The organism is Tabrizicola sp., from assembly GCF_041913445.1.
In the GTDB taxonomy this organism is placed as follows: domain Bacteria; phylum Pseudomonadota; class Alphaproteobacteria; order Rhodobacterales; family Rhodobacteraceae; genus Tabrizicola.
Map to the genome: position 1 here is coordinate 91,644 of NZ_JAYSFG010000003.1, position 19,760 is coordinate 111,403.

At 68.1% G+C, this 19,760-nt stretch carries 25 protein-coding genes; 5 read left to right on the plus strand and 20 right to left on the minus strand.

What is annotated here, in order from left to right:
* The first annotated feature begins 80 nt into the window (after nucleotides 1-80).
* From ACE3Q6_RS04590 to ACE3Q6_RS04600, 3 genes are all read left to right on the plus strand, one after another.
* The gene (locus ACE3Q6_RS04590; protein ID WP_374429061.1) at nucleotides 81-1,157 is read left to right on the plus strand and encodes an NAD(P)/FAD-dependent oxidoreductase; all 1,077 of its coding nucleotides are present in this window, start codon (nucleotides 81-83) and stop codon (nucleotides 1,155-1,157) included.
* Nucleotides 1,158-1,261: 104 nt separating this feature from the next.
* Nucleotides 1,262-2,047 (plus strand): GH25 family lysozyme, encoded by a 786-nt coding sequence (locus tag ACE3Q6_RS04595; protein ID WP_374429066.1) that lies wholly within the window; start codon nucleotides 1,262-1,264, stop codon nucleotides 2,045-2,047.
* 136 nt (nucleotides 2,048-2,183) lie between these two features.
* A complete protein-coding gene (locus ACE3Q6_RS04600) occupies nucleotides 2,184-2,357 on the plus strand; it encodes a hypothetical protein (RefSeq protein ID WP_374429071.1) in 174 nt (57 codons plus the stop codon).
* Here the strand turns inward: ACE3Q6_RS04600 and ACE3Q6_RS04605 are convergent.
* From ACE3Q6_RS04605 to ACE3Q6_RS04675, 15 genes are all read right to left on the minus strand, one after another.
* Nucleotides 2,326-3,123, minus strand: a complete 798-nt coding sequence (locus tag ACE3Q6_RS04605) for a division plane positioning ATPase MipZ (RefSeq protein ID WP_374429076.1) — start codon at nucleotides 3,121-3,123, stop codon at nucleotides 2,326-2,328. The genes ACE3Q6_RS04600 and ACE3Q6_RS04605 overlap by 32 nt on opposite strands.
* 82 nt (nucleotides 3,124-3,205) lie before the next feature.
* Entirely contained in the window at nucleotides 3,206-3,721 is a 516-nt protein-coding gene (locus ACE3Q6_RS04610; protein ID WP_374429080.1) for a ferritin-like domain-containing protein, read from the minus strand.
* A 110-nt stretch (nucleotides 3,722-3,831) separates the two neighbouring features.
* Nucleotides 3,832-4,053 (minus strand): 50S ribosomal protein L31, encoded by a 222-nt coding sequence (gene rpmE / locus ACE3Q6_RS04615; protein ID WP_374429085.1) that lies wholly within the window; start codon nucleotides 4,051-4,053, stop codon nucleotides 3,832-3,834.
* 11 nt (nucleotides 4,054-4,064) lie between these two features.
* Nucleotides 4,065-4,439, minus strand: coding sequence for a 50S ribosomal protein L19 (rplS, locus tag ACE3Q6_RS04620; protein WP_374429090.1), 375 nt, complete (start codon nucleotides 4,437-4,439; stop codon nucleotides 4,065-4,067).
* A 255-nt stretch (nucleotides 4,440-4,694) separates the two neighbouring features.
* Nucleotides 4,695-5,498, minus strand: a complete 804-nt coding sequence (trmD, locus tag ACE3Q6_RS04625) for a tRNA (guanosine(37)-N1)-methyltransferase TrmD (protein ID WP_374429095.1) — start codon at nucleotides 5,496-5,498, stop codon at nucleotides 4,695-4,697.
* A gap of 43 nt (nucleotides 5,499-5,541) precedes the next feature.
* Nucleotides 5,542-6,510 carry a hypothetical protein gene (locus tag ACE3Q6_RS04630; RefSeq protein WP_374429100.1) on the minus strand — a complete coding sequence of 323 codons (969 nt, stop codon included), beginning with the start codon at nucleotides 6,508-6,510 and terminating at the stop codon, nucleotides 5,542-5,544.
* A 42-nt stretch (nucleotides 6,511-6,552) separates the two neighbouring features.
* Complete coding sequence (gene rimM, locus ACE3Q6_RS04635; protein ID WP_374429104.1) at nucleotides 6,553-7,056, minus strand: ribosome maturation factor RimM; 504 nt, start codon at nucleotides 7,054-7,056, stop codon at nucleotides 6,553-6,555.
* A 1-nt stretch (nucleotide 7,057) separates the two neighbouring features.
* Nucleotides 7,058-7,690 carry a 5,6-dimethylbenzimidazole synthase gene (gene bluB, locus ACE3Q6_RS04640; protein ID WP_374429108.1) on the minus strand — a complete coding sequence of 211 codons (633 nt, stop codon included), beginning with the start codon at nucleotides 7,688-7,690 and terminating at the stop codon, nucleotides 7,058-7,060.
* 4 nt (nucleotides 7,691-7,694) lie between these two features.
* Entirely contained in the window at nucleotides 7,695-8,048 is a 354-nt protein-coding gene (gene rpsP / locus ACE3Q6_RS04645) for a 30S ribosomal protein S16 (RefSeq protein WP_374429114.1), read from the minus strand.
* 39 nt (nucleotides 8,049-8,087) lie between these two features.
* The gene (locus ACE3Q6_RS04650; RefSeq protein ID WP_374429118.1) at nucleotides 8,088-8,381 is read right to left on the minus strand and encodes a chorismate mutase; all 294 of its coding nucleotides are present in this window, start codon (nucleotides 8,379-8,381) and stop codon (nucleotides 8,088-8,090) included.
* Between the two features lie 37 nt (nucleotides 8,382-8,418).
* The gene (locus ACE3Q6_RS04655; protein ID WP_374429123.1) at nucleotides 8,419-8,955 is read right to left on the minus strand and encodes a GNAT family N-acetyltransferase; all 537 of its coding nucleotides are present in this window, start codon (nucleotides 8,953-8,955) and stop codon (nucleotides 8,419-8,421) included.
* Nucleotides 8,955-10,466, minus strand: coding sequence for a signal recognition particle protein (gene ffh / locus ACE3Q6_RS04660; RefSeq protein WP_374429129.1), 1,512 nt, complete (start codon nucleotides 10,464-10,466; stop codon nucleotides 8,955-8,957). The genes ACE3Q6_RS04655 and ffh overlap by 1 nt, the downstream gene beginning before the upstream one ends.
* Nucleotides 10,467-10,624: 158 nt before the next feature.
* The gene (locus tag ACE3Q6_RS04665) at nucleotides 10,625-11,602 is read right to left on the minus strand and encodes a hypothetical protein (protein WP_374429133.1); all 978 of its coding nucleotides are present in this window, start codon (nucleotides 11,600-11,602) and stop codon (nucleotides 10,625-10,627) included.
* 118 nt (nucleotides 11,603-11,720) lie between these two features.
* Nucleotides 11,721-12,605: a glycosyltransferase gene (locus tag ACE3Q6_RS04670; RefSeq protein ID WP_374429138.1), complete on the minus strand. Its 885-nt coding sequence runs from the start codon at nucleotides 12,603-12,605 to the stop codon at nucleotides 11,721-11,723.
* Nucleotides 12,606-12,656: 51 nt separating this feature from the next.
* Nucleotides 12,657-13,157 (minus strand): hypothetical protein, encoded by a 501-nt coding sequence (locus ACE3Q6_RS04675; protein WP_374429140.1) that lies wholly within the window; start codon nucleotides 13,155-13,157, stop codon nucleotides 12,657-12,659.
* A 129-nt stretch (nucleotides 13,158-13,286) separates the two neighbouring features.
* Between ACE3Q6_RS04675 and ACE3Q6_RS04680 the strand changes: the two genes are divergently transcribed.
* Nucleotides 13,287-14,171 (plus strand): LysR family transcriptional regulator, encoded by an 885-nt coding sequence (locus ACE3Q6_RS04680; protein ID WP_374429142.1) that lies wholly within the window; start codon nucleotides 13,287-13,289, stop codon nucleotides 14,169-14,171.
* A gap of 14 nt (nucleotides 14,172-14,185) precedes the next feature.
* Complete coding sequence (locus tag ACE3Q6_RS04685) at nucleotides 14,186-15,073, plus strand: DMT family transporter (protein WP_374429674.1); 888 nt, start codon at nucleotides 14,186-14,188, stop codon at nucleotides 15,071-15,073.
* A 42-nt stretch (nucleotides 15,074-15,115) separates the two neighbouring features.
* Here ACE3Q6_RS04685 and ACE3Q6_RS04690 read toward each other — a convergent pair whose 3' ends face one another.
* The 5 genes from ACE3Q6_RS04690 to cobM all read right to left on the minus strand — a co-directional run bounded on the left by ACE3Q6_RS04690 (nucleotide 15,116) and on the right by cobM (nucleotide 19,714).
* The gene (locus ACE3Q6_RS04690) at nucleotides 15,116-16,060 is read right to left on the minus strand and encodes a phosphotransferase enzyme family protein (protein WP_374429144.1); all 945 of its coding nucleotides are present in this window, start codon (nucleotides 16,058-16,060) and stop codon (nucleotides 15,116-15,118) included.
* The gene (cobF, locus tag ACE3Q6_RS04695; protein ID WP_374429146.1) at nucleotides 16,053-16,796 is read right to left on the minus strand and encodes a precorrin-6A synthase (deacetylating); all 744 of its coding nucleotides are present in this window, start codon (nucleotides 16,794-16,796) and stop codon (nucleotides 16,053-16,055) included. The genes ACE3Q6_RS04690 and cobF overlap by 8 nt, the downstream gene beginning before the upstream one ends.
* Nucleotides 16,793-17,518, minus strand: coding sequence for a uroporphyrinogen-III C-methyltransferase (gene cobA / locus ACE3Q6_RS04700; RefSeq protein ID WP_374429148.1), 726 nt, complete (start codon nucleotides 17,516-17,518; stop codon nucleotides 16,793-16,795). The genes cobF and cobA overlap by 4 nt, the downstream gene beginning before the upstream one ends.
* Nucleotides 17,519-17,615: 97 nt before the next feature.
* Entirely contained in the window at nucleotides 17,616-18,932 is a 1,317-nt protein-coding gene (locus ACE3Q6_RS04705) for a cobyrinate a,c-diamide synthase (protein ID WP_374429150.1), read from the minus strand.
* Nucleotides 18,929-19,714 carry a precorrin-4 C(11)-methyltransferase gene (gene cobM / locus ACE3Q6_RS04710; protein WP_374429151.1) on the minus strand — a complete coding sequence of 262 codons (786 nt, stop codon included), beginning with the start codon at nucleotides 19,712-19,714 and terminating at the stop codon, nucleotides 18,929-18,931. The genes ACE3Q6_RS04705 and cobM overlap by 4 nt, the downstream gene beginning before the upstream one ends.
* Between the last annotated feature and the right edge of the window lie 46 nt (nucleotides 19,715-19,760).

Consider the following 19,760-nt stretch of genomic DNA (forward strand, 5'->3'; position numbering starts at 1 on the left):
CCGCACCCCCGGGATATTTGTGCAAAGATGAAAGGGCATGGGGCGCGACCCGTGCCCTTTCTTTCGTGGAGGGACATGTAATGGATGCGGATTTCCTGATCATCGGGGGCGGGATCGCCGGGATTTCGGCGGCGGCGCGGATGTCGGAATTGGGGTCGGTCGTCGTGCTGGAGGCCGAGGAGGCGCTGGCGCACCATGCCTCTGGCCGGTCGGCGGCGCTGTTCGAGCCGCGCTATGGCGCGCCTGCGGTGGTGGGGCTGTCGATGGCGTCGGAGGCCTATTTCCGCAGCGTCCCGGGCGTACTGTCGCCGCGGGGGCTACTGCTGGTGGGCAAGGCGGACGGGGTCGAGGCCTTCGAGCATGACCTGGTGGAGATGGCCTTCGACCGGATCAGCGTCGAGGAGGCGCGGGGGATCGTGCCGATCCTGAATCCGGAGACGGTCGCGATGGCGGGCTATGCGGCCCATGCCGAGGATGTGGACACCGACCTTCTGATCCAGGGCTTCGCGCGCGAGGCGAAGGGGCGTGGGGCGCGGATCGTGACCAAGGCGCGGGTCAGTGCCATTGCGAAGGATGGAGCCGGGTGGCGGGTCAGCTCGGCAGCGGGGCAGTTCACGGCGCGGATGGTGGTCAATGCGGCCGGGGCCTGGGTCGACCAGGTGGCGGCGCTGGCGGGGGTGGGGACGCTGGGGTTCACTCCCTACCGCCGGTCGATGGCGCGGATACCGGCTCCTGGTGGGCACGACCTGTCGAAATGGCCGATGATGTTCGGGCCGGGCGAGGACTGGTACGCCAAGCCCGACGCCGGGGCGCTGATCGTGTCGCCCGCCGAGGAGGACCTGATGGAGCCGCATGATGCCTGGGCGGACGACATGGTCCTGGCCGAGGGGCTGGCGCGGTACGAGGAGATGGTGACGGAACCCGTGACGCGGCTGATTTCCAACTGGGCGGGCCTGCGGACCTTTGCGCCGGACCGGGTGCTGGTGATCGGTCCGGACGTCCGGGAGCCCAGCTTCTTCTGGCTGGCGGGCCAGGGCGGATACGGGTTCCAGACCAGCGCGGCTGCAAGTCGGCTGGCGGCGGACCTGATCGGGGGCCGCGCGCCCGAGCTGGACGCGGGCCTGGTCTCGCAACTCTCACCGGCGCGGTTCGGGTAACCCGTCAGCGCGGGTGCGCGGAAGGTTGCCCATCGGGGCCGACGGGCCCGTGGCGCCCCGATTTCCGGCGTGACAGTCCGGGCGCCACGCGGCAGGCTTTGCCCATGATCCGGAGCCTTGTTGTCCTGCTTTTCCTTGTCCTGGCCGCCTGCGGGGGTGCCCGGCGCGATGCCGCGCCCGAGGCGCTGGAGGTTTCCGTCACCAGCTCGAACTTCACCGACAGCGACCCGACCGACTGGCCGGGGCGGTCTCCCGACCGGTATCCGGTGCACGGGATCGACCTGTCGCGGTTCCAGACTCAGGTGGACTGGACGACCGCGCGGGCGAACGGGGTGAACTTCGCCTTCATCAAGGCGACCGAGGGCGGCGACATGGTGGACCCCTTGTTCGACAGCCACTGGCGCGGGGCGGGGGCGGCGGGGGTCATGCGGGGGGCCTACCACTTTTTCTACCATTGCCGCCCGGCGGCCGAGCAGGCGCGCTGGTTCATCCGGCATGTGCCGAAGACGCCGGGCGCCCTGCCCCCGATCCTGGACATGGAATGGACGCCCTTCAGCCCGACCTGCACCATCCGCCGGGACGGGGAGACGATCCGCAAGGAAGCCAGGATCTTCCTGGATATCCTGGAACGGCATTACGGCCAGAGGCCGCTGGTCTACACCACGGTGGACTTCTTCGATGACACCGAGCTTTGGCGGCTGAGCGGGGTGGAGTTCTGGCTGCGCTCGGTCGCGGATCATCCGCATGGGGTCTATGACGGCAACGCCTGGACGTTCTGGCAGTATACCTCGACCGGCCGGGTTCCCGGGATCGCGGGGCCGGTGGACATCAACGTCTTCGCAGGTTCGAAGCAGGCCTGGGCCGCCTGGTTGCGGGGCCGGTCGCTGTAGACGGTCATGCATGTGGCAAAAACGGACACGCTCTGTCGCCAAATGAGCGCAAACCCGACTCGGTAATTGTCATAGACTGCCATAGTCCTGCCCCGCTTTGACAGGACAAGAAGGGCAAGACCGAAAGGGACGCCCCATGAAAAAGACGATCAAGCTGCTGAAGAAGATTGGCCTTGGCCGCGTTCGCAAGGCCGAGGAAGAGACGACCTTCGACAAGCGTCTGAAGAAGGTCAACCGCACGCGCATCGTGAACCATGTGGGCCTTGGTGGCCCGGTGTTCAAAAGCCGATCTGAAGAGACGGAAGCCTGAGGCCCGCCATCAGGTCACGCAGTTCCTGTCGGGCCGCGATGTTCGACAGGCTCAGCTGGTCGACGCCGGTGTCCTTCAGGTCCAGAAGCGTGATGCCGCGCGGGAAGAGCTCGCGAAAGATCACGCGTTCCGAAAACCCGTTCAGGACGCGAAAGCCGATGCGGCGGGACAGCTCTTCCAGCGCGGCGCCGACCTTTTTCTTGTTGTGCATCTGCTGTGCGCCAAGCCGGTTGCGGACGACGATCCAGTCGATCGGCTGCAGGCCCGCCTGTGCCCGCATCTGCCGCGCGCCCCAGACCATCTCGGAATAGATCGACGGCCCCTTGATCTTGCCGGTCAACCCGTCCATCCGCGCCAAGAGGTCGAAATCGACGAAACTGTCGTTCAAAGGCGTGATCAGCGTGTCGGCAAGCGTATGGGCGACCTGGGACAGGCGCGTGTGGCTGCCGGGGCAGTCGATGACGATGTAGTCCTTTTCGGCGTGCATTGCCTCGATTGCGCGGGTCAGGCGGTGGTCCTGGTTCTCGCCACTTGATGGGTCGGGATCGGGCAGGTCGCGATAGTCGGGCGTGGGCAGGTCAAGGCCGGCCTGCGCCATGTAGGCGCGGCGGTTCTCGATATAGCGGCCGAAGCTTTTCTGCCGCAGGTCGAGGTCAAGCGCCCCGACCCGTTGGCCCAGGCGGGCAAGGGCGGTTGCGACATGCATGCAGGTGGTGGATTTGCCCGAGCCGCCCTTTTCGTTCCCGACGACGATGATCCGCGCCATTCTGTCCCCTGCCTTGCGTCCCGCCGCGTTCTAGTCGGGGACGGTGGCAGGGGAAAGCGGGTTTTCGCCGATCCCGGACGCGTCAGACGTCGGCCTTCTGGCCGCTGGCGGTGCGCGCCAGGAACTCTTCGGTCACGCGGGGCAGGCTTTCGATCAGCATCTGCTGGAAGCGCTGCTCCTCGGCCAGGTTCTGCTGCAGGAGGGGCAGCGCCGAGCTGTGGCCCATCGCCTGCGCCATCGTGATGAGCGAGGTGTAGGCGGCGATCTCGAAGTGCTCGAACATGTAGTCGGCCATGTGGTTCTTCAGCACCTCGTCAGCCGCAAGCGCGTTGCCCAGCGCATGCATCGAGCCCATCGCGGACATCGCCGTGTCCTTCAGGGTCGAGGCGCTTTCGCCCATGCCTTCGAAGATCTGGTCGAGCCGGGCAATCTGGCCCTCGGTCTCGCGCCGGTGCTGCTGCAGCATGGCGATTATCTCGGGGTAGCTTTCCAGGCGGCCAAGCTGGGCGTCAATCACCGACAGGGCCTGGCTTTCCATCGCATGCGCGTTGCGCAGGCCGGTGACGAAGAGTTCGTGGGTTTCTTCCGAATGGTGCATCTGGTCCTCGCTTTCAGGGTTGGTAAGGGCAACCGCTGCGGCAGGGGGATGTTCCAAATGGAAACGCCGCCCGGGATGGGGCGGCGTTCTGGGATCGCTTGCGACGGGTCTTAGAAACCGAGGCCGGCGTACTTGTTCTTGAACTTCGACACGCGGCCACCGGTGTCCATCAGCTTGGCCTGCTGGCCGGTCCAGGCCGGGTGCGCCAGCGGGTCGATGTCGAGCGACATGGTGTCGCCGTCCTTGCCCCAGGTCGACCGGGTCGTATAGGTCGAGCCATCGGTCATCTTGATGGTGATGGTGTGGTAGTCGGGATGGGTATCGGCTTTCATGGCTCCACTCCTCACTCGGCTTTTTCTTTGTAGTTGGTGACTTCGGCGATCCGGGCCGATTTGCCGCGACGGGCGCGGAGGTAGTACAGCTTGGCGCGACGGACCTTGCCGCGGCGGACCACTTCGATCGAGTCGATGTTGGTCGAGTAAAGCGGGAACACGCGCTCCACGCCTTCGCCGAAGGAAATCTTGCGGACGGTGAACGACGCCCCGATCGTGGCGCCGCCCTTGCGGCCGATGCAGACGCCTTCATAGGCCTGCACGCGGCTGCGCGAGCCTTCGGTCACCTTGTAGCCGACGCGGATGGTGTCGCCGGCCTTGAAGTCCGGGATGGTCTTGCCGAGGGAAGCGATCTGCTCGGCCTCGATCTGCGCGATGAGGTTCATGCGCTGTCTCCATTTTGCCTGCGGTGGTTTCCGCAGAGGTGATGCCGCGCCAGAGCTTCCGGTCTTCGTCCGGGTCCCCCCTGGTTGCCCAGGAAGCCCGCCGCAGGTGGCGCCTGCTTTGTGTGGTGCCGTCCCGTCGCGATGACCCTGCGGAAGAAGGCAGGCAGGCAAAGGGAATCGGGTCCGTGGGCCTGACGGTCCCGGACCGGGCGCGTATAGGGGGAAGGCGGGGTTCGGTCAAGGGCCGCCGGGGTTTCAGCGGCCCCGCTTTTCCCACAGATCCGGGCGGCGTTGCCGGGTCAGCTCTTCCGACCGCGCGCGGCGCCATTTGGCGATCTCGGCGTGGTTACCGGACTGGAGGACGGCGGGGATCTCTTGCCCCTCCCACAGGGCGGGGCGGGTGTATTGCGGGTGTTCGAGAAGGCCGTCGGAGAAGCTTTCCTCCTCGGTCGAGGCGGCGTTGCCGAGGACGCCGGGGATCAGGCGAACGGTGGCATCGAGGATGGCCTGGGCGGCGATCTCTCCGCCGGTGAGGACGAAGTCGCCAAGGCTGATCTCTTCGACCTGGTGGTGGTCGAGGACGCGCTGGTCGACGCCCTCGAACCGGCCGCAGAGCAGGGTCAGACCATCGGCCTGGGCCAGGCGGCGGGCGGTGGCTTGGGTGAAGGGCACGCCGCGGGGGGAGAGGTAGATGACGGGCCAGCGGGCACGGTCGACGGGGGTGCCGATGCGGGCGTGGCGGAAGGCCGCGTCCACCACGTCGGGGCGCAGGACCATACCGGCCCCGCCGCCCGCGGGCGTGTCGTCGACGTTGCGGTGCTTGCCCTCGCCAAAGTCGCGGAGGTCGATGGTTTCCAGCTGCCAGAGCCCGAAGTCCAGCGCCTTGCCGGTCAGGGACAGGCCCAGGGTGCCGGGGAAAGCGTCGGGGAACAGCGTGATGATCTTGGCCGTGAAGGCGCCCTTGACCAAGCGCGGCTCTTCCATGAGGTCGCGGGGCTTCAGCGTGGGCCGGATCGACAGGCGACCGTGGCTTTTCGGGGTGTCGGGGGCGTCGGACATGGGCGGGGATTAGCGCGAAAGGCCGGGCCTGGAAAGCCCCGGATCACGCGGTGCGCGGCGCGGCCTGCGGTGCCGGGGGTGCGTCAGGCTGGGCCGTCGTGGCCCGCGAGCCAAGCGCCGTCTCGACCGACCGGGCCAAGGCGCGGAGGCCGTCGCTGAGGTCGTCCTGCAGATGCGCTGGAAGATCCGAGTCGGGCAGGTTGTCGGCAACGCTGCGCAGACGCGCGGGATCGGGGAAATCGCTGGCGCGCGTCGGGAAGGCCGCGATCAGGGCCATCGCGCGGGGCAGGTAAAGCCGCAGGAGGTCGAGGTTGCCATTGGCAATCTCGAAGGCGTTGGCCATGCTTTCGGCGACTTGGCCCGGCGCGACGATCTCGGGCTCGGTGGCCCAGAACACCAGCGCGCGGCGGAGCGCCGCATGGCTGCGGTTCGGATTGGACAAGGCCGCCGTGAGCGCGTTCAACCGCAAGTCGGCGGCCGGGACGTCCAGAGCGTCGGCAACGGCGGCGGCAACCTCGGCATCCGGGGCGGTGTCGGGCAGGTTCAGAAGCGGGATGATCGAGGTCGCGGCAAGGCCGGGCGCGGTGCTGGAATGGGCGGCCTCGGCCTCGTCATCCAGGAAATAGCCGAGGCTTGCCGCCTCGCGGGCGTCCCAGAGCATACGGCACAGCGGGATGGCCAGGAAGGAGACCGACAGCGGCAACATCGGGTCAAGGTCGACGGCTCCGATATTCGCCAACCCACCCAGCCCGCGCCCGATGGCGAACAGGATGCAGACCAGAAGGAGTTGGGAAAGCACCTGCGCCAGCGCCGCGAGCCAGGCCGGGGCGGTCAGCCATTCGGACGGGGTCGAGGGCCACTGCTCGGGGCGGAGCACCATCAGCCAGACGACGAAGATTGCCGTGAAGGAAAACACCATGCTCCAGCCGAAGCCGCACAGGCCCGCGATCAGCGGCCCGAGGTAGAGCAAGGCTGCCATGCCCTTGGCAAGGCGCATGCGTGTCAGCATCACCTAATCTTCCTTCCCTGCACCCCAGTCCCCCGATTGGGCCGATCAGTCGGTCTCGTCCGGCATGTCGACGACAATGCGGCCAGCGGCCAGGTCGACATTGGGCACGATTGCTAGGGTAAAGGGCAAAAGCAGGGCCGATTTATGACGCGAGGTCGATATTTCGAGGATATCTCCTGCACCGTGGTTGTAGACGGCCGTGACTTTGCCGATCAGCTCGCCGCCCGTGTCATAGGCGGAAAGCCCGATCAGGTCGGCGTGGTAGAATTCGTCGTCGGGCAGCGAGGGCAGGCGTTCGCGCGGGACGTGCAGCGTGACGCCGCGCAGGGCATCGGCCTGTTCCTTGGTGTTGATACCCTTGATCCGCGCACCCAGCCCGCCCGAGACGGGTCGGGTGAGGGTGATGTGGAACAGGCGCGTGCCGTCCTCGGTCGAGAGGGGGCCGTAGGCGGCGATGTCGGTCGGTTCCGAGCAGAAGGACTTGAGCCGGACTTCGCCGGAGACGCCGAAGGACCCGGCGATGGCCCCGATGCAGATCAGGTCGGACATGTCAGCGCGTCTCCAGGATCAGGGCCTGGGCGCGGGCTTCCCAGCCGGCGCGTTCCAGTTCGGGCACGATGTCGTCCTCCTCGGGCCAACCGATGCAGAGATAGCCGATGAAACGCCAGTTGGGCGGGACGTCAAGGTCTTGCGCCAGGCGGGCGGCGTCGAGGATCGAGACCCAGCCGAGGCCAAGGCCCTGTGCGCGAAGGGCGAGCCAGAGGTGGGTGATGGCCCCCACGACGGAATAGGCGCGGGTTTCGGGCATGGTGGCGGCGCCCAGGCCGTGGCCCTTGGGCGTGGCATCGTCGCAGAAGACGGCAAGGTGGACAGGGGCCTCGGCCATGCCGGAGAGCTTGAGCCGGGCATAGGCCGCAGCGCGGTCGTCAGACTGGCAGGCCAGCGCCTGGGCGTTGCAGTCGCGGTAGTTGTCCAGGCAGGCGGCGCGGGCTTGCGGAGAGCTGACCCGCAGGATGCGCCAGGGTTCGGACAGGCCCACGGACGGGGCGAGGGCAAAGGCCTGCAGGCCGCGGGCGAGCAGGTCTTCGGGAACGGCGTCGGTGCGGAAGCGGCGCACGTCGCGCCGCCACCGCATGAGGTCGGCCAGCTCCTCCCGGAATTGGGGGCTGAACTGGCCGGTCAAGGGCTTACTCGGCAGCCGGTTCGGCGGCGCGGGCGGCCTTCTTGGCGGCGCGTTCGGCCATCGCCTTGCCGGGGGTGCCGGTCTTCGGGTTGTTGCGGACAGCCTTCGGACGGGCGCCGGCGGCTTCCAGGAAGCGGGCGACGCGGTCGGTCGGCTGGGCGCCCTGGCAGAGCCAGTAGGTCACGCGCTCCATGTTCATGACGACGCGCTTTTCGTCGTCCTTGGCGAGGAGCGGGTTGTAGGTCCCCAGCTTCTCCAGGAAGCGGCCGTCGCGCGGCATGCGCGAGTCGGAGGCGACGATGGAATAGAACGGGCGCTTCTTGGAACCACCGCGCGCGAGACGGATCTTCATAGCCATGATGTTACTCCTGTTTGGCTTTGGGCCGGGACATCCCGGTCATTTCTGGAAGGTTTCGTGGTGCCTGATAACTTCACTGATGATGAAGTTCAGGAATTTCTTGGCAAACTCCGGGTCGAGGTCGGCCTCTTCGGCCAGCCGCTGCAACCGTTCGATCTGCCGTGCTTCGCGCGCCGGGTCCGACGGCGGAAGGGCGTGTTCGGCCTTGAGTTTCCCCACGGCCTGGGTGTGCTTGAACCGTTCGGCCAGCGTGAAGACGAGGATCGCGTCCAGCCGGTCGATCGATTCGCGGTGATGTTTCAGCAGGTCCGCTGCCTTGGTCGCGGTGTCCATCAGGCCCCCCTCCTGGTGGTGTGACGTGCAATCGGTGTCATGCGACGGCCCCCGGGGAAGGGTGGCGCCAGATGTTGATCAAGGTTCCGAACACCTCGGACTGGCGCTCGGGCTTGGCGCCAAGACGACGCGCAACAGCTTCCGAGCGGGGATTGGCCGGGTCGATGTAGCTGATCGGAGGCTGGGCCGAGATGCGGGCGTGGTAGTCGTCGCGGGCTGCGCGGGCGGCTTCCACGGCGTAGCCCTGGCCTTCATAGCCGTCGAAGAGGTGCCAGCCGAGTTCGGGCTCGTCCCAGCCGTCGTGGTAGAGCATCCCGATGCGACCGATGAAGTCGCCTGCCTTGGTGTCGACCGAGAAGAAGCCGTAGCCCCGCAGAACCCAGTGGCCGATGTTTGCGAGGAGACCGCGCCAGACCCATTGCCGGTCTCGCCCGCCGCCGACGAACGCGGCACGGGGGCTGTCGTTGAAAGCGAGCATGGCGGGGAAGTCCGCCTCGCGCGGTTCGCGCAGCACCAGACGCTCGGTCTCGATGACCGGGATCGTCATGGTGATCTGGTGCGCGGTCTGGGGCATCACTTCTTCCGCATCAGCCCCGACAGGCCCGCAGGCAGGGTGATCCCGCGCGGGAAGCCGCCCATGCCGGGGGGAAGGCCGCCGCCCATGCCGCCAAGGCCGCCCTGCATGCCCTTGGCCATCTCGGCCAGCTGTTCGGGGGACATCTTCGAGGGGTCGGGCATGCCACCCTTGCCGAGGAGCTGCTTGACCATGTTCTTCATCATGCCCCCCTTGCCCATCTTCTTCATCATGTCCGCCATCTGCTTGTGCTGTTTCAGCAGGCGGTTGAGATCGGCGACGTCGAGACCCGCGCCAGCGGCGATGCGCTTCTTGCGCGAGGCCTGCAGCATGTCGGGGTTCGCGCGTTCCTTCTTGGTCATCGAGTTGATCAGCGCGATCTGGTGGTGGAGCATCTTGTCGTTCAGGCCCGCGGCCTCGGCCTGGGCGGACATCTTGCCCATGCCGGGCATCATGCCCATCAGGCCCTGCATCCCGCCCATCTTCAGCATCTGGTCGAGCTGCATCTTCAGGTCGTTCATGTTGAAGAGGCCCTTGGCGAAGCGCTTGGCCATGCGTTCGGCCTGTTCGGCCTCGAACGTCTCTTGCGCCTTTTCGACCAGGGCGACGATGTCCCCCATGCCGAGGATGCGGCCTGCGACGCGTTCGGCCTCGAAGGGCTCGATGGCGTCCATCTTCTCGCCAAGGCCGACGAAGCGGATCGGCTTGCCGGTGATGGCGCGCATCGAAAGGGCGGCACCGCCGCGGCCGTCGCCGTCCATCCGGGTCAGGACGACGCCCGAGATGCCGACCTTGCCGTCGAACTCGGTCGCGACGTTGACGGCGTCCTGGCCGGTGAGGCCGTCGACGACGAGGAGCGTCTCGCGCGGCTGGGCGATGTCGCGGACGGCCTGGACTTCGTCCATCAGGACTTCGTCGATGTGCAGTCGTCCGGCGGTATCCAGGAACACGACGTCATAGCCGCCGAGATTGGCTTGCGTCTTGGCGCGCTTGGCGATCTGGACGGCGGTTTCGCCCTTCACGATGGGCAGCGAGTCGACGCCGATCTGGGTGCCGAGTATCGCCAGCTGCTCCATCGCCGCGGGGCGGTTGGTGTCGAGCGAGGCCAAGAGGACCTTCTTGCCGTTCTTTTCCTTCAGCCGTTTGGCGAGCTTGGCCGTGGTGGTCGTCTTGCCCGAGCCCTGCAGACCGACCATCAGGATCGTCGCGGGCGGGTTGTCGATCTTCAGCGCTTCGGGCGCGTCGTCGCCGGCCAGGACGCGGATCAGCTCGTCATGGACGATCTTCACGACCATCTGGCCGGGGGTGATCGACTTGGTGACGGCGGCGCCGGTGGCCTTTTCGGTAACGCGCTTGATGAAGTCGCGGGCGACGGGGAGGGAGACGTCGGCCTCGAGCAGGGCCACGCGGACTTCGCGCAGCGCGGTGACGACGTCGGCCTCGGTCAGCGCGCCGGCCTTGGTGAGCCGGTCGAAGACGCCGCCAAGGCGTTCGGAGAGACTTTCGAACATCGCGTCACCCTTTCGTTAGCGTTCGCCCCGATATGGGGCGGCGAAACCTTGCTGCAAAGCGGAAGCGCACCCGTGGGCGCAGACGCGCTGACGGATGGCGATCCCGGGCAATGGCCAAGGGACCGGAAGCTGATGCCTCCGGGGAATTGGGGCGGGGATTACGCCGAAGCGGCGGGGGAGTCAATGACGCCGAGCATGTCGATGGCCAGGGTGGCCTGCGCGAGGGCGGTGACGGGGACCCCGGTCGAGCCGGGGCCGGGGCGAGGGAAGCGGGCGTGGCGAACGGCGAGGTTGCCGTGCAGGTCCTCGGGTCCCGGTCCTCCGGCGTAGTGGGTGGTCGCCTTCAGCGGCGTGAGGTGGGGCATCCGGTCCAGCGCAAGCGCGTCCATCGCCTGGTGCGCGGCCAGGGCGAGGTCGGCGGAAGTGCCGGACGCCGACATCCAGGCGAAGCGGCCTGCCTGCCGCAGGATCGCACCGCCGGGCGTGGTGGTGGCGCAGACGGGCGTGGAAGCGAGGGTCAGGACCGCGGTGACTCCGGGCCGCGGCGGGATCACGCGGGCGTCAGGATCGGGAATGTGGCTCGGCGGGGCGTCGGAAGCGAACCACTGGGCCATGAGAAGCCGGCTTTCGTCGATGTGGGAGAGAAGTGGCAGGCAGGACGCCATGTCCGGGCCGGAGAGATGGCAGAGGATGAGCGGGCCGCCTTCGACCAGCGTCAGGCTGGCGGGCCCGGCGCTGTGGCGGGTCGTCCGGGGGCTGGCGGCGATGGCGTAGAGGTCGACTTCGATCCGCATGCCGGGGTAGTAGAAATGCGGCAGAGGGACCGGAGCGAGAGCCGCGCCGGGGAAGGCGGCGGCCAGGGGTTCAAGCACTTCGGCCGGGTCGGCGCAGTCATGGTAGACGGTCAGCAGCGCTGGCTCGAACCCCGGCAGGTGCGCAAGGACCCCCTGCCCCATCCGGGCGATGAGCACGGCCTGCTGCTGTGCATCGCCGGGCGACTGCACCTGGCCTGCATCGTCCAATGGGCACTGGCCGCAGGTGGCGGCGATCCCCTCGGCCGCAACGGCCAGCGAACAGGCCACGGGAACCGGCATGTTCCACATCAGGCCCATCGGCAGGTGCAGCGGCCCTGTCATCGCACCGAACCGGGCGGGGCCATGATGACGTTTGCGGATGGCACCCTGGTCCCCTCCTGTCTGGTGGGCCGACAGTGTGACGGGCGCGTGCCCCCGGTCAAGCCTGCGACCCTAAGCGTCAGGCGACCGGCGGCAGGTCGTCCAGAGACCGGACCGCGTCGCAACGGGCGAGAAGGCCGTCCAGCGTCTCTCGGTCGATCCAGGGGAAGTTGACGGCCAGCGCCTTGTCGACGACGGCGGCGTGGCGGTGGCCACGGCGGCTGGTGCGTTCCCGCTGCAGCGCCCCGATGATCTTGTCCTGGCGCAGGACGGTGTCGTTCTCGAAATGCTGGGTGCGGATATGCGAGAAGAAGGTCGGGTCGGAGACGACCGGCCAGCGCGTCCAGACGTTGCCGTGCATCATCTGGTAGGGGTTCTTGTGAAACCCGCCGCCGTTCACCGTTGCCAGGCCGATTGCCGTCAGGAAGCGCTGCTGCATCATCGACACCCCGTCCGGCGCGTCGGGCCGGGCCGGGAAGAGGAAGATGCCGGTCGGGAAGGTGATATGGGTCGAGGGCGAGAGCACCCGGCTGACATGGCGCAGGCGCGAGATGTAGTTGACGGACACGGCGTCGTCGTCATCCAGCCGGAAATGCACCGAGCTGCCGCGAACCTTGTAGCCCGCGGCCTCGATCACGAAGCGGTGGAAGGCCTGGTCGCCGTGCCGGTGTGGCGAATATTCGACCACGGCACCGGGCAGGCGCTCGGCCAGCTTGCTCAGTCTGTCCTTGTAGCGGTCGGGCATCACGTCCGAGGACATGATGACGGTCTTGAAGCCGCCATCGGTCTGGTGGATCAGGCTGGGAAGGGTCAGGTTTTCGAACAGGAAGAACCGCCGGGCCATGCGGGTCTCATCGTAAAGCCGGGCCAGGGCAGATCCGTCCTCGTCCGGACGCTCGACCGTGTCGGTGACACCGTAGAATGAGAACCGGATATGGCCGTAGATCGGCCGGTCTTCGAACACGCGCGCACCTTTCCCGTTTGCCGGACAGAAAGGGCGATGCTCCCGGTCAAGTCAAGCGCCCGGCGGTCCGTCAGACGCAGCGAGCCAGCGGTTGATCGCGGCGGCATTGACTTCGGCAGACGCGCCCGCGCTTGAGCTTTGGGTCAGGGGCAGCGGGCCAGCGCCTGTCACCAGCACGGTCCGATGGGTCACGCTGACCGAGAGGTTGCCATCGTTCGAGGTCGAGGTGCTTCGCGAGGTTTCGACCTCGGCCCGCAGGATGTCGGTCAGCGGCAGGGTTTTCTCGTCCTCGCCCATCAGGCTGCGGGTCCGGATCACCATGGCCCCGGCGGCGCGGTCGAAGATCACGATCACCCGCTGGACGAAAAGCACAAGGCAGACCGCAAGCAGCAGGGCGGCAAGGCCGAAGCCCAAGGTCAGCCAGGCGCTTTCGCGCCACAGGACCATTGCCAGGGCCAGAAGGATCACGATGCAGACGCCCAGGACGGCACCCAGAACCCAGGGGCGTTGTTCAAGGACCAACCGGGCGGGCGTTTCCTGTGTGACCTGCATGGCTTGCTCCGTTCGGGCGAACTTGCCGGGTCCTGAGTTTGCCCGTCAAGCCGCCGAACCCGGCTTTGCCCTTGCAAATCGGCTGTCAAGCTGGGTTCATGTGCGCAGATGCACCACAGGGGGTCAGGGATGGAGAACTGGGACGAAATCCGCACGGCATTCCAGGTGGCGCGGCTGGGCACGGTCTCGGGCGCGGCCGAGGTCTTGGGCGTCCACCATGCGACGGTGATCCGGCACATCGACGCCTTGGAACGCAGGCTGGGCGCGAAGCTTTTCCAGCGCCACGCGCGGGGCTACACGCCGACCGAGTCGGGGCGGGACCTTCTGGCCGTGGCGCAGACGACCGAAGAGCAGTTCGCCCATCTCGTCAGCCGGATCAAGGGCCAGGGCGAAACGGTCGCGGGCGAGCTTGTGGTGACCTCGATCGCGGGGCTGGCGGATCTGCTGACCCCGGTGATGGTCAGCTTTCAGGAGAAATTCCCCGAGGTCCGGGTGCGGTTCCTGACCGACATGCGCGTCTTCCGCCTGGACTACGGCGAGGCACATGTGGCGATCCGGGCGGGCTCGGCCCCCGAGGAGCCTGACAACGTGGTCCAGCCGCTGACCCGGATGCAGGCGGGGCTTTATGCCTCGCGGTCCTATGTCGAGCGATACGGCCGACCCGCGTCCGAGGCGGAATTTGCCGGTCACCGCTTCGTCTGCACGGACGCCGAGGTCACCCGGGCCCCGTTCCACCGCTGGCTGCGGGCGACGGTCCAGCCCGATCAGATCACCTATGCTGCGACCGAGGTCGCCGCGCTGGAGCAGGCGGTGCGCCAGGGCGCGGGGATCGGGTTCATGATGAGCATCCGCGCCATGGAGGACCCCGACCTGGTCGAGATCCTGCCCCCGCGGCCTGAGTGGGAATCGCAATTGCGGATCGTCACGCATGTGGACCTGCACCGCACGCGCAAGGTCCAGGCCTTCCTGGTCCATCTGAAGGATGCGGCGAAGGAGTGGAAGTCCTGCGTCTGAATCTGTCGGGTCCGATGCTGGCGGGCGTGTCCGAGCCCGCGCGTGGGCATCTGGCGATGCTGGCCTTCTCGGCGCTGGTGGCGGGGTCCTTCTCGTTGGGCGTGCTGGCCGCGCCGCACATCGACCCCGGGGCCTTGTCGGTGGTGCGCTTCATCCTTGCCGGGGTGCTGGTCGGCGTGGCGGCGGTAGCTACGACGGGCATCCCGCGCAGCGCCTGGGTGGCGCCGTGGCGGTATCTGGTGCTTGGCGGGCTGTTGGGCGCGTATTTCGTGCTGATGTTCGAGGGGCTGAAGACGGCGGCCCCCGTGTCGGCGGCGGCGGTGTTCACGCTGACCCCGCTTATGGCCGCCGGGTTCGGCTGGCTGTTCCTGCGGCAGCGGCTGACCGGGCGGATGGCGATGGCCCTGATGATCGGCGGGGCCGGGGCGCTTTGGGTGATCTTCCGCGCGGACTTCGCGGCGCTGATGGCGTTCCAGGTCGGGCGGGGCGAGGCGATCTATTTCGTGGGTTGCGTCGCCCATGCGGCCTATGCCCCCCTGGTCCGCAAGCTGAACCGGGGCGAGCCGGCAGTGGTCTTTACCTTCGGGATGATGGTGGCGGGGACGGCGCTTCTGGCGCTGTACGCCTGGCCCGCCGTCATAGCGACGGACTGGGCGGCCTTGCCGGGGATCGTCTGGGTGACACTGGTCTATGTCGCGGTGGCGGCCAGCGCGATGACCTTCGTGCTCTTGCAATATGCCACCCTGCGGCTGCCGGCGGCGAAGGTGATGGCCTATACCTACCTCGTCCCCAGCTGGGTCGCGCTGTGGGAGGTCGTCCTGCACGGGCTGGTGCAGCCGGGCATGGTCCTGGTGGGCGTGGCGATGACGGTCCTGGCGCTGTTCCTGCTGCTGAAAGAGTAGCGGCTCGTCGTTGGACTTCGTCCCTCCCCGCTTGAGGAGCGGTCAGGGGAGAAACGCCTTCAGCCCGTCGGTGAGGTAGCGGTCCGCCAGCTCCAGCGTGCCGTAGGTATAGGCCGGGCCACCGAGGTCCTGCGCAGTGTCGCTGTCCGCGCGGGTCGAGAGCCAGGCGGTGAGCAGCACCCGTCGCAGGAAGATCAGCGAGGGGATCATCGCGCGGTCCTGGGGCCGCAGGGGGGCGATGCGGGTGTAGCCCTGAACCCAGGCGGAGATGAGGTCGGGCAGGCGCGGGTCGGTCTCGATGAAGCTCAGCGCCGAAGCGAGATCATAGGCCCACCAGCCGAAGCCGCAGTCGTCGAAGTCGATGGCGGTGAGGGCGTCGCCGTCGACCATCAGGTTCGCCAGACGCAGGTCGGCATGGATGAGGCCGAAGGTCTCGGGTCCGGTGCCGTAGGCGTGAAGCTTCGTGGTCAGCGCATCGGTCGCGCGGGCAAGGAGTGTTTCGCCGTCCCGGTCCAGCCCCTGCGCCTGCCGCCAGTGGCCCCAGTGCGGGTGGGGGCCGAGGATGGTCTCCACATTCCAGCGTTTGCGGGTGAAGCCCTTGGGCGGGGTCCATTGGCGGGCGTGGAGGTGCAGACGGGCGGTGATTTCCCCCAAGGGCGCGAACCAGCGGGCGAGGTTGTCCCCGGGCTGGAGTTCCTGGCCGTCGATGGGCGCGAAGGCAACCAGGAAGCGGCCGTCCAGTTCGGTGACAAGGCCCTGTGCGCCGGGGATCGGGCGAGTTGTGTTCAGGCCGGGAAGGTCCTGCAACGCGGTCAGCCAGGCGAGTTCAGAGGCGATCTCGGGTTTGGTGTGGTAGCCTTGGCGGTGGAGGCGGAGGATGAGGTCTCCGGCTGCCCAAGTCTCATTTTCCGAGCGGTTGAGGAGGGTGAGGGGCGTGTCCTCGGGCAGGCCGTAGACCGGGAGGGCGCGGCGCAGCAGGTCAGACATCGCCGCCCCGGCGGAGGAGGTAGATGTCCATGATCCAGCCGTGTTCGGCCCGGAGCCGGGCGCGGGTGGCGAGGATGTGGTCGGAGACTTCGGCGAGCGTGCCATGGATCAGGGTTTCCTCGGGCATGCCGACATAGGCGCCCCACCAGATTTCGGTGTCGGGCGGCAGCACGGTGAAGGCCCCGCCCTTGTCCAGCATCACGGCGAGCGTCGTCGCACCCTCGGGCCAGCCGTGGTCGCGAAGCTGGCGGCCGGTGGTGATGGTCACCGGCGCGGCGAGGGTGTTCAGTGGGATCGCGTGGGCAGCGGTGAGGGCCTGCAAGCTGGTGATGCCGGGGATGACCTTGACGGTCAGACCTGGCAGGCGGGCGGCGATCCTCAGCGTGCTGTCGTACAACGAGGGGTCGCCCCAGACCATGAGCGCGACGTTCTGTGCGTCGGGGCGGTGGGCGGCGATGGTCTCGGCCCAGACCTTGGCGATGGCGTCATGCCAGTCGTTCACCGCGCCGAGGTAGTCCTCCTGGTCGGCCCTTTGCGGGACGTCGTAATCGGCCACGGGGACGGGGGCGGTCAGGATCTGCGACAGGATCAGCTCCCGCACCTCCGCCAAGTCGGATTTCGCCGTGCCCTTGCGAGGGATCAGGATCAGGTCGGCCGCGTTCAAGGCCTTGATGGCCTGGCCGGTGACGTGGTCGGGATTCCCGGTGCCGATGCCGATCAGCCAGAGGGTGGTCATTCCGTCCCCTCGGCGAGGTTGCCGACGAGGATCAGGCCGGGCAGGGGCGAGCGGTCCTCGGCCAGCCGGGCGGCGAGATCGGCGACGGTGGAGCGGTGGAGGGTCTGTTCGGGCGTCGAGACGGATTCGGCCAAGAGGGCGGGGGTCGTGGGCGGCAGGCCGTGGGCGATCAGCGCCTCGGCCAGCGCGGGGAAGGTGCGCTTGCCCATGTAGATGACAGTGGTGGCCTGCGGGTCGGCGAGCGCCGCCATGTTCAGGCCGGGCGGCAGGTTGCCGGTCACGTCGGCGGCAGTGATGAACTGGACGCGCTGCGCGTGCTGGCGTCTCGTGAGGGGGATGCCCGCGGCGGCGGCGGCGGCCGAGGCGGAGGTGACGCCCGGGATGATCTCGCAGGCGATCCCGGCGGCGCGGACGGCGGTGAGTTCCTCTTCAAGTCGGCCGAAGATGCCTGAGTCACCGGATTTCAGGCGGACGACGTGCGCGCCGGTCAGGGCGTAGTCGACCAGAAGGCGGCTCACGTGGTCCTGCTTGGGCGAGGCGCGGCCGGCCCGCTTGCCGACGCCCACCAGGTCGGCCCCCGGTTTCGCCAGCGCCAGGATCGGGCCGGAGGACAGGTCGTCGAACAGGACGGCATCGGCGCGGGCAAGGGCCTTCACCGCCTTGACGGTCAGCAGGTCCGGGTCGCCGGGTCCGGCAGAGACGAAGGTGACGAAGCCGGTCATCCGCGCCCCCGATTTCTTCGAAGAAATCGGACCGGAGCCTTCGAAGGCTCCGAACCGGAATTTTTGAAAATTCCGGGGCCAGGCGGGACAGGTGGTTTCATGCGCTTGCGATCAGGTGGAAGAAGGTGCCGGTCGATAGCCCGCCGCCGGTCTGGAGTCGAGTGGAGCCGGTTTCGGCGACGGCGGCGCCGGTGGCATCGGTGACCTGGGCCAGGGGGGCGTCCGGTTGGTCGAGGATGGTGGAGTAGTGGAACTCATGGCCCCGCAGCCGGGTGCCCGCGGCCTGGCCGGGGATTGGCTGCGAAAGCTGGGCCAGCCGGTAGCCCAGGTGCATCTTCCGCTTCTCGAAGCTGGTGACGAGGCCGAGAAGCCCCGCCATCCGGTGCCGGGTGCCGTCCTTGTCGACGATCGCCTCGCCCATCGCCATGTAGCCGCCACACTCGCCATGGACGGGTTTCGTCTCGGCAAAGGCTCGGAGGCCGGTGCGGAAGCGCTCGGCCTGGCCCAGGGTTGCGCCGTGGAGTTCCGGGTAGCCGCCGGGCAGCCAGCAGGTATCGGCGCCGGAATCGGGGGCCTCATTGGCGAGGGGAGAGAAGGGCAGCACCTCGGCCCCCGCCGCCCGCCAGCCGTGCAGGAGGTGGGGGTAGACGAAGCTGAACGCCGCGTCGCGGGCCAAGGCGATGCGCTGGCCAGGGGGGATGATCTTCGCCGGGGTCGCGAGGCCTGCGGTCGTCCGGGCCGCCGCGATCAGGGCGTCGAGGTCCACGCCCTCGCGCATCAGCTGCGCCGCTTCGGCGATCAGCGCCTGCAGGGCGGGCTGCTCTTCGGCCTGGACCAGCCCGAGGTGCCGCTCCGGCATGGCGATGGCCGCGCGTTTCGGCAGGACGCCCAGCACGGGCAGGCCCGCCTCCTCCATGCCGTTGCGGATCAGGGCCTCATGCCGGGGCGAGGCGATACGGTTCAGGATCACGCCGGCCACCGTCACTCCAGGGCGGAACCGCGCCAGCCCCTGCGCCACCGCCGCCGCCGTCTGCGCCTGGCCCGAGGCGTCGATCACCAGAACGACCGGCCAACCCATCCGCGCCGCAAGGTCCGCCGACGCGCCATTCCCGGTCGCCCCCGGTGCAGCCACGCCGTCAAACAGGCCCATCGATCCTTCGGCAAGCACCAGGTCCGCGCCCTCGGCGGCGGCAAGCATCCCGTCCAGCATCGCTCCTGGCATCGCCCAGCTATCAAGATTGAACGACTCGCGCCCCGATGCCGCCCGGTGGAAGGCCGGGTCGATATAGTCCGGCCCGTTCTTGAAGGGCTGGACCTTGAGCCCCCTCTCCCGCAACGCAGCCAGAAGCCCCAGCATGACCGTGGTCTTGCCAGTGCCAGAGGCGGGAGCCGCGACCAGAAGCCCGGGGATCATCTGCCGGTTCCGGGGAAACGCGGGTGGGTGCCGACCGGGCGATAGCGTCGGTCGTAGTCCCCGGCGTAGAGACGGCTTTCCTCGAACCCCTCCTGCGCCAGCGCGGGGCCGACGAGGATCAGGGCGGTGCGTTCCACCTCATCCGGGACCGAGGCCTTGAGGTTGGCAAGCGTTGCCCGGATGATCCTCTGGTCGGGCCAACTTGCGCGCCAGACCACGGCCACGGGGCAATCCGCGCCGTAGTGGGGGATCAGCTCCTCGGTCAGCTTGTCGATCAGGTGGATCGAGAGGTGCAAGGCCAAGGTCGCCCCGGTCGCGGCGAAGGCCGGAAGGTTCTCGCGCGGGGGCATCTGGGTTGCGCGGCCCTCGGTGCGGGTTAGGACGACCGATTGCGCGAGGCCCGGCAGGGTCAGCTCCACCCCCAGCGCCGCCGCCGCTGCCGCGAAGGAGGGCACGCCGGGCGTCACGTCATAGGGGATGTCCAACTCGCGCAGCCGCCGCAGCTGCTCGCCCATCGCCGACCAGACCGACAGGTCCCCGGAATGAAGGCGCGCGACGTCCTGCCCGGCCGCATGGGCCGCCTGGATCTCGGCCACGATCTCGTCCAGCGACAGGGGCGCGGTGTTCACGATCCGGCAGCCGGGCGGGCAATGCGACAGCACCCCTTCTGGCACCAGGGACCCGGCATACAGACACACCGGAGAGGCGGCGATCAGGTCGCGCCCCCGCAGGGTCAGAAGGTCCGGCGCGCCCGGTCCGGCCCCGATGAAATGGACGGTCATGCCGCACCCTTGCAGAGGTGAACCCCTGCCCTTTCACATTTGCCCA

Coding starts and splice junctions, on each gene's coding strand:
- ACE3Q6_RS04680 (WP_374429142.1), top strand. CDS start 13,287: ATGGAGAACTGGGACGAAATCCGCACGGCATTCCAGGTGGCGCGGCTG.
- ACE3Q6_RS04665 (WP_374429133.1), bottom strand. CDS start 11,602: ATGACAGGGCCGCTGCACCTGCCGATGGGCCTGATGTGGAACATGCCG.
- cobM (WP_374429151.1), bottom strand. CDS start 19,714: ATGACCGTCCATTTCATCGGGGCCGGACCGGGCGCGCCGGACCTTCTG.
- ffh (WP_374429129.1), bottom strand. CDS start 10,466: ATGTTCGAAAGTCTCTCCGAACGCCTTGGCGGCGTCTTCGACCGGCTC.
- rplS (WP_374429090.1), bottom strand. CDS start 4,439: ATGAACCTCATCGCGCAGATCGAGGCCGAGCAGATCGCTTCCCTCGGC.
- ACE3Q6_RS04685 (WP_374429674.1), top strand. CDS start 14,186: ATGCTGGCGGGCGTGTCCGAGCCCGCGCGTGGGCATCTGGCGATGCTG.
- rpmE (WP_374429085.1), bottom strand. CDS start 4,053: ATGAAAGCCGATACCCATCCCGACTACCACACCATCACCATCAAGATG.
- ACE3Q6_RS04590 (WP_374429061.1), top strand. CDS start 81: ATGGATGCGGATTTCCTGATCATCGGGGGCGGGATCGCCGGGATTTCG.
- ACE3Q6_RS04595 (WP_374429066.1), top strand. CDS start 1,262: ATGATCCGGAGCCTTGTTGTCCTGCTTTTCCTTGTCCTGGCCGCCTGC.
- trmD (WP_374429095.1), bottom strand. CDS start 5,498: ATGTCCGACGCCCCCGACACCCCGAAAAGCCACGGTCGCCTGTCGATC.
- cobF (WP_374429146.1), bottom strand. CDS start 16,796: ATGACCACCCTCTGGCTGATCGGCATCGGCACCGGGAATCCCGACCAC.
- ACE3Q6_RS04610 (WP_374429080.1), bottom strand. CDS start 3,721: ATGCACCATTCGGAAGAAACCCACGAACTCTTCGTCACCGGCCTGCGC.
- ACE3Q6_RS04690 (WP_374429144.1), bottom strand. CDS start 16,060: ATGTCTGACCTGCTGCGCCGCGCCCTCCCGGTCTACGGCCTGCCCGAG.
- ACE3Q6_RS04705 (WP_374429150.1), bottom strand. CDS start 18,932: ATGATCCCCGGGCTTCTGGTCGCGGCTCCCGCCTCTGGCACTGGCAAG.
- ACE3Q6_RS04675 (WP_374429140.1), bottom strand. CDS start 13,157: ATGCAGGTCACACAGGAAACGCCCGCCCGGTTGGTCCTTGAACAACGC.
- rpsP (WP_374429114.1), bottom strand. CDS start 8,048: ATGGCTATGAAGATCCGTCTCGCGCGCGGTGGTTCCAAGAAGCGCCCG.
- ACE3Q6_RS04650 (WP_374429118.1), bottom strand. CDS start 8,381: ATGGACACCGCGACCAAGGCAGCGGACCTGCTGAAACATCACCGCGAA.
- ACE3Q6_RS04600 (WP_374429071.1), top strand. CDS start 2,184: ATGAAAAAGACGATCAAGCTGCTGAAGAAGATTGGCCTTGGCCGCGTT.
- rimM (WP_374429104.1), bottom strand. CDS start 7,056: ATGTCCGACCTGATCTGCATCGGGGCCATCGCCGGGTCCTTCGGCGTC.
- cobA (WP_374429148.1), bottom strand. CDS start 17,518: ATGACCGGCTTCGTCACCTTCGTCTCTGCCGGACCCGGCGACCCGGAC.
- ACE3Q6_RS04605 (WP_374429076.1), bottom strand. CDS start 3,123: ATGGCGCGGATCATCGTCGTCGGGAACGAAAAGGGCGGCTCGGGCAAA.
- ACE3Q6_RS04655 (WP_374429123.1), bottom strand. CDS start 8,955: ATGCCCCAGACCGCGCACCAGATCACCATGACGATCCCGGTCATCGAG.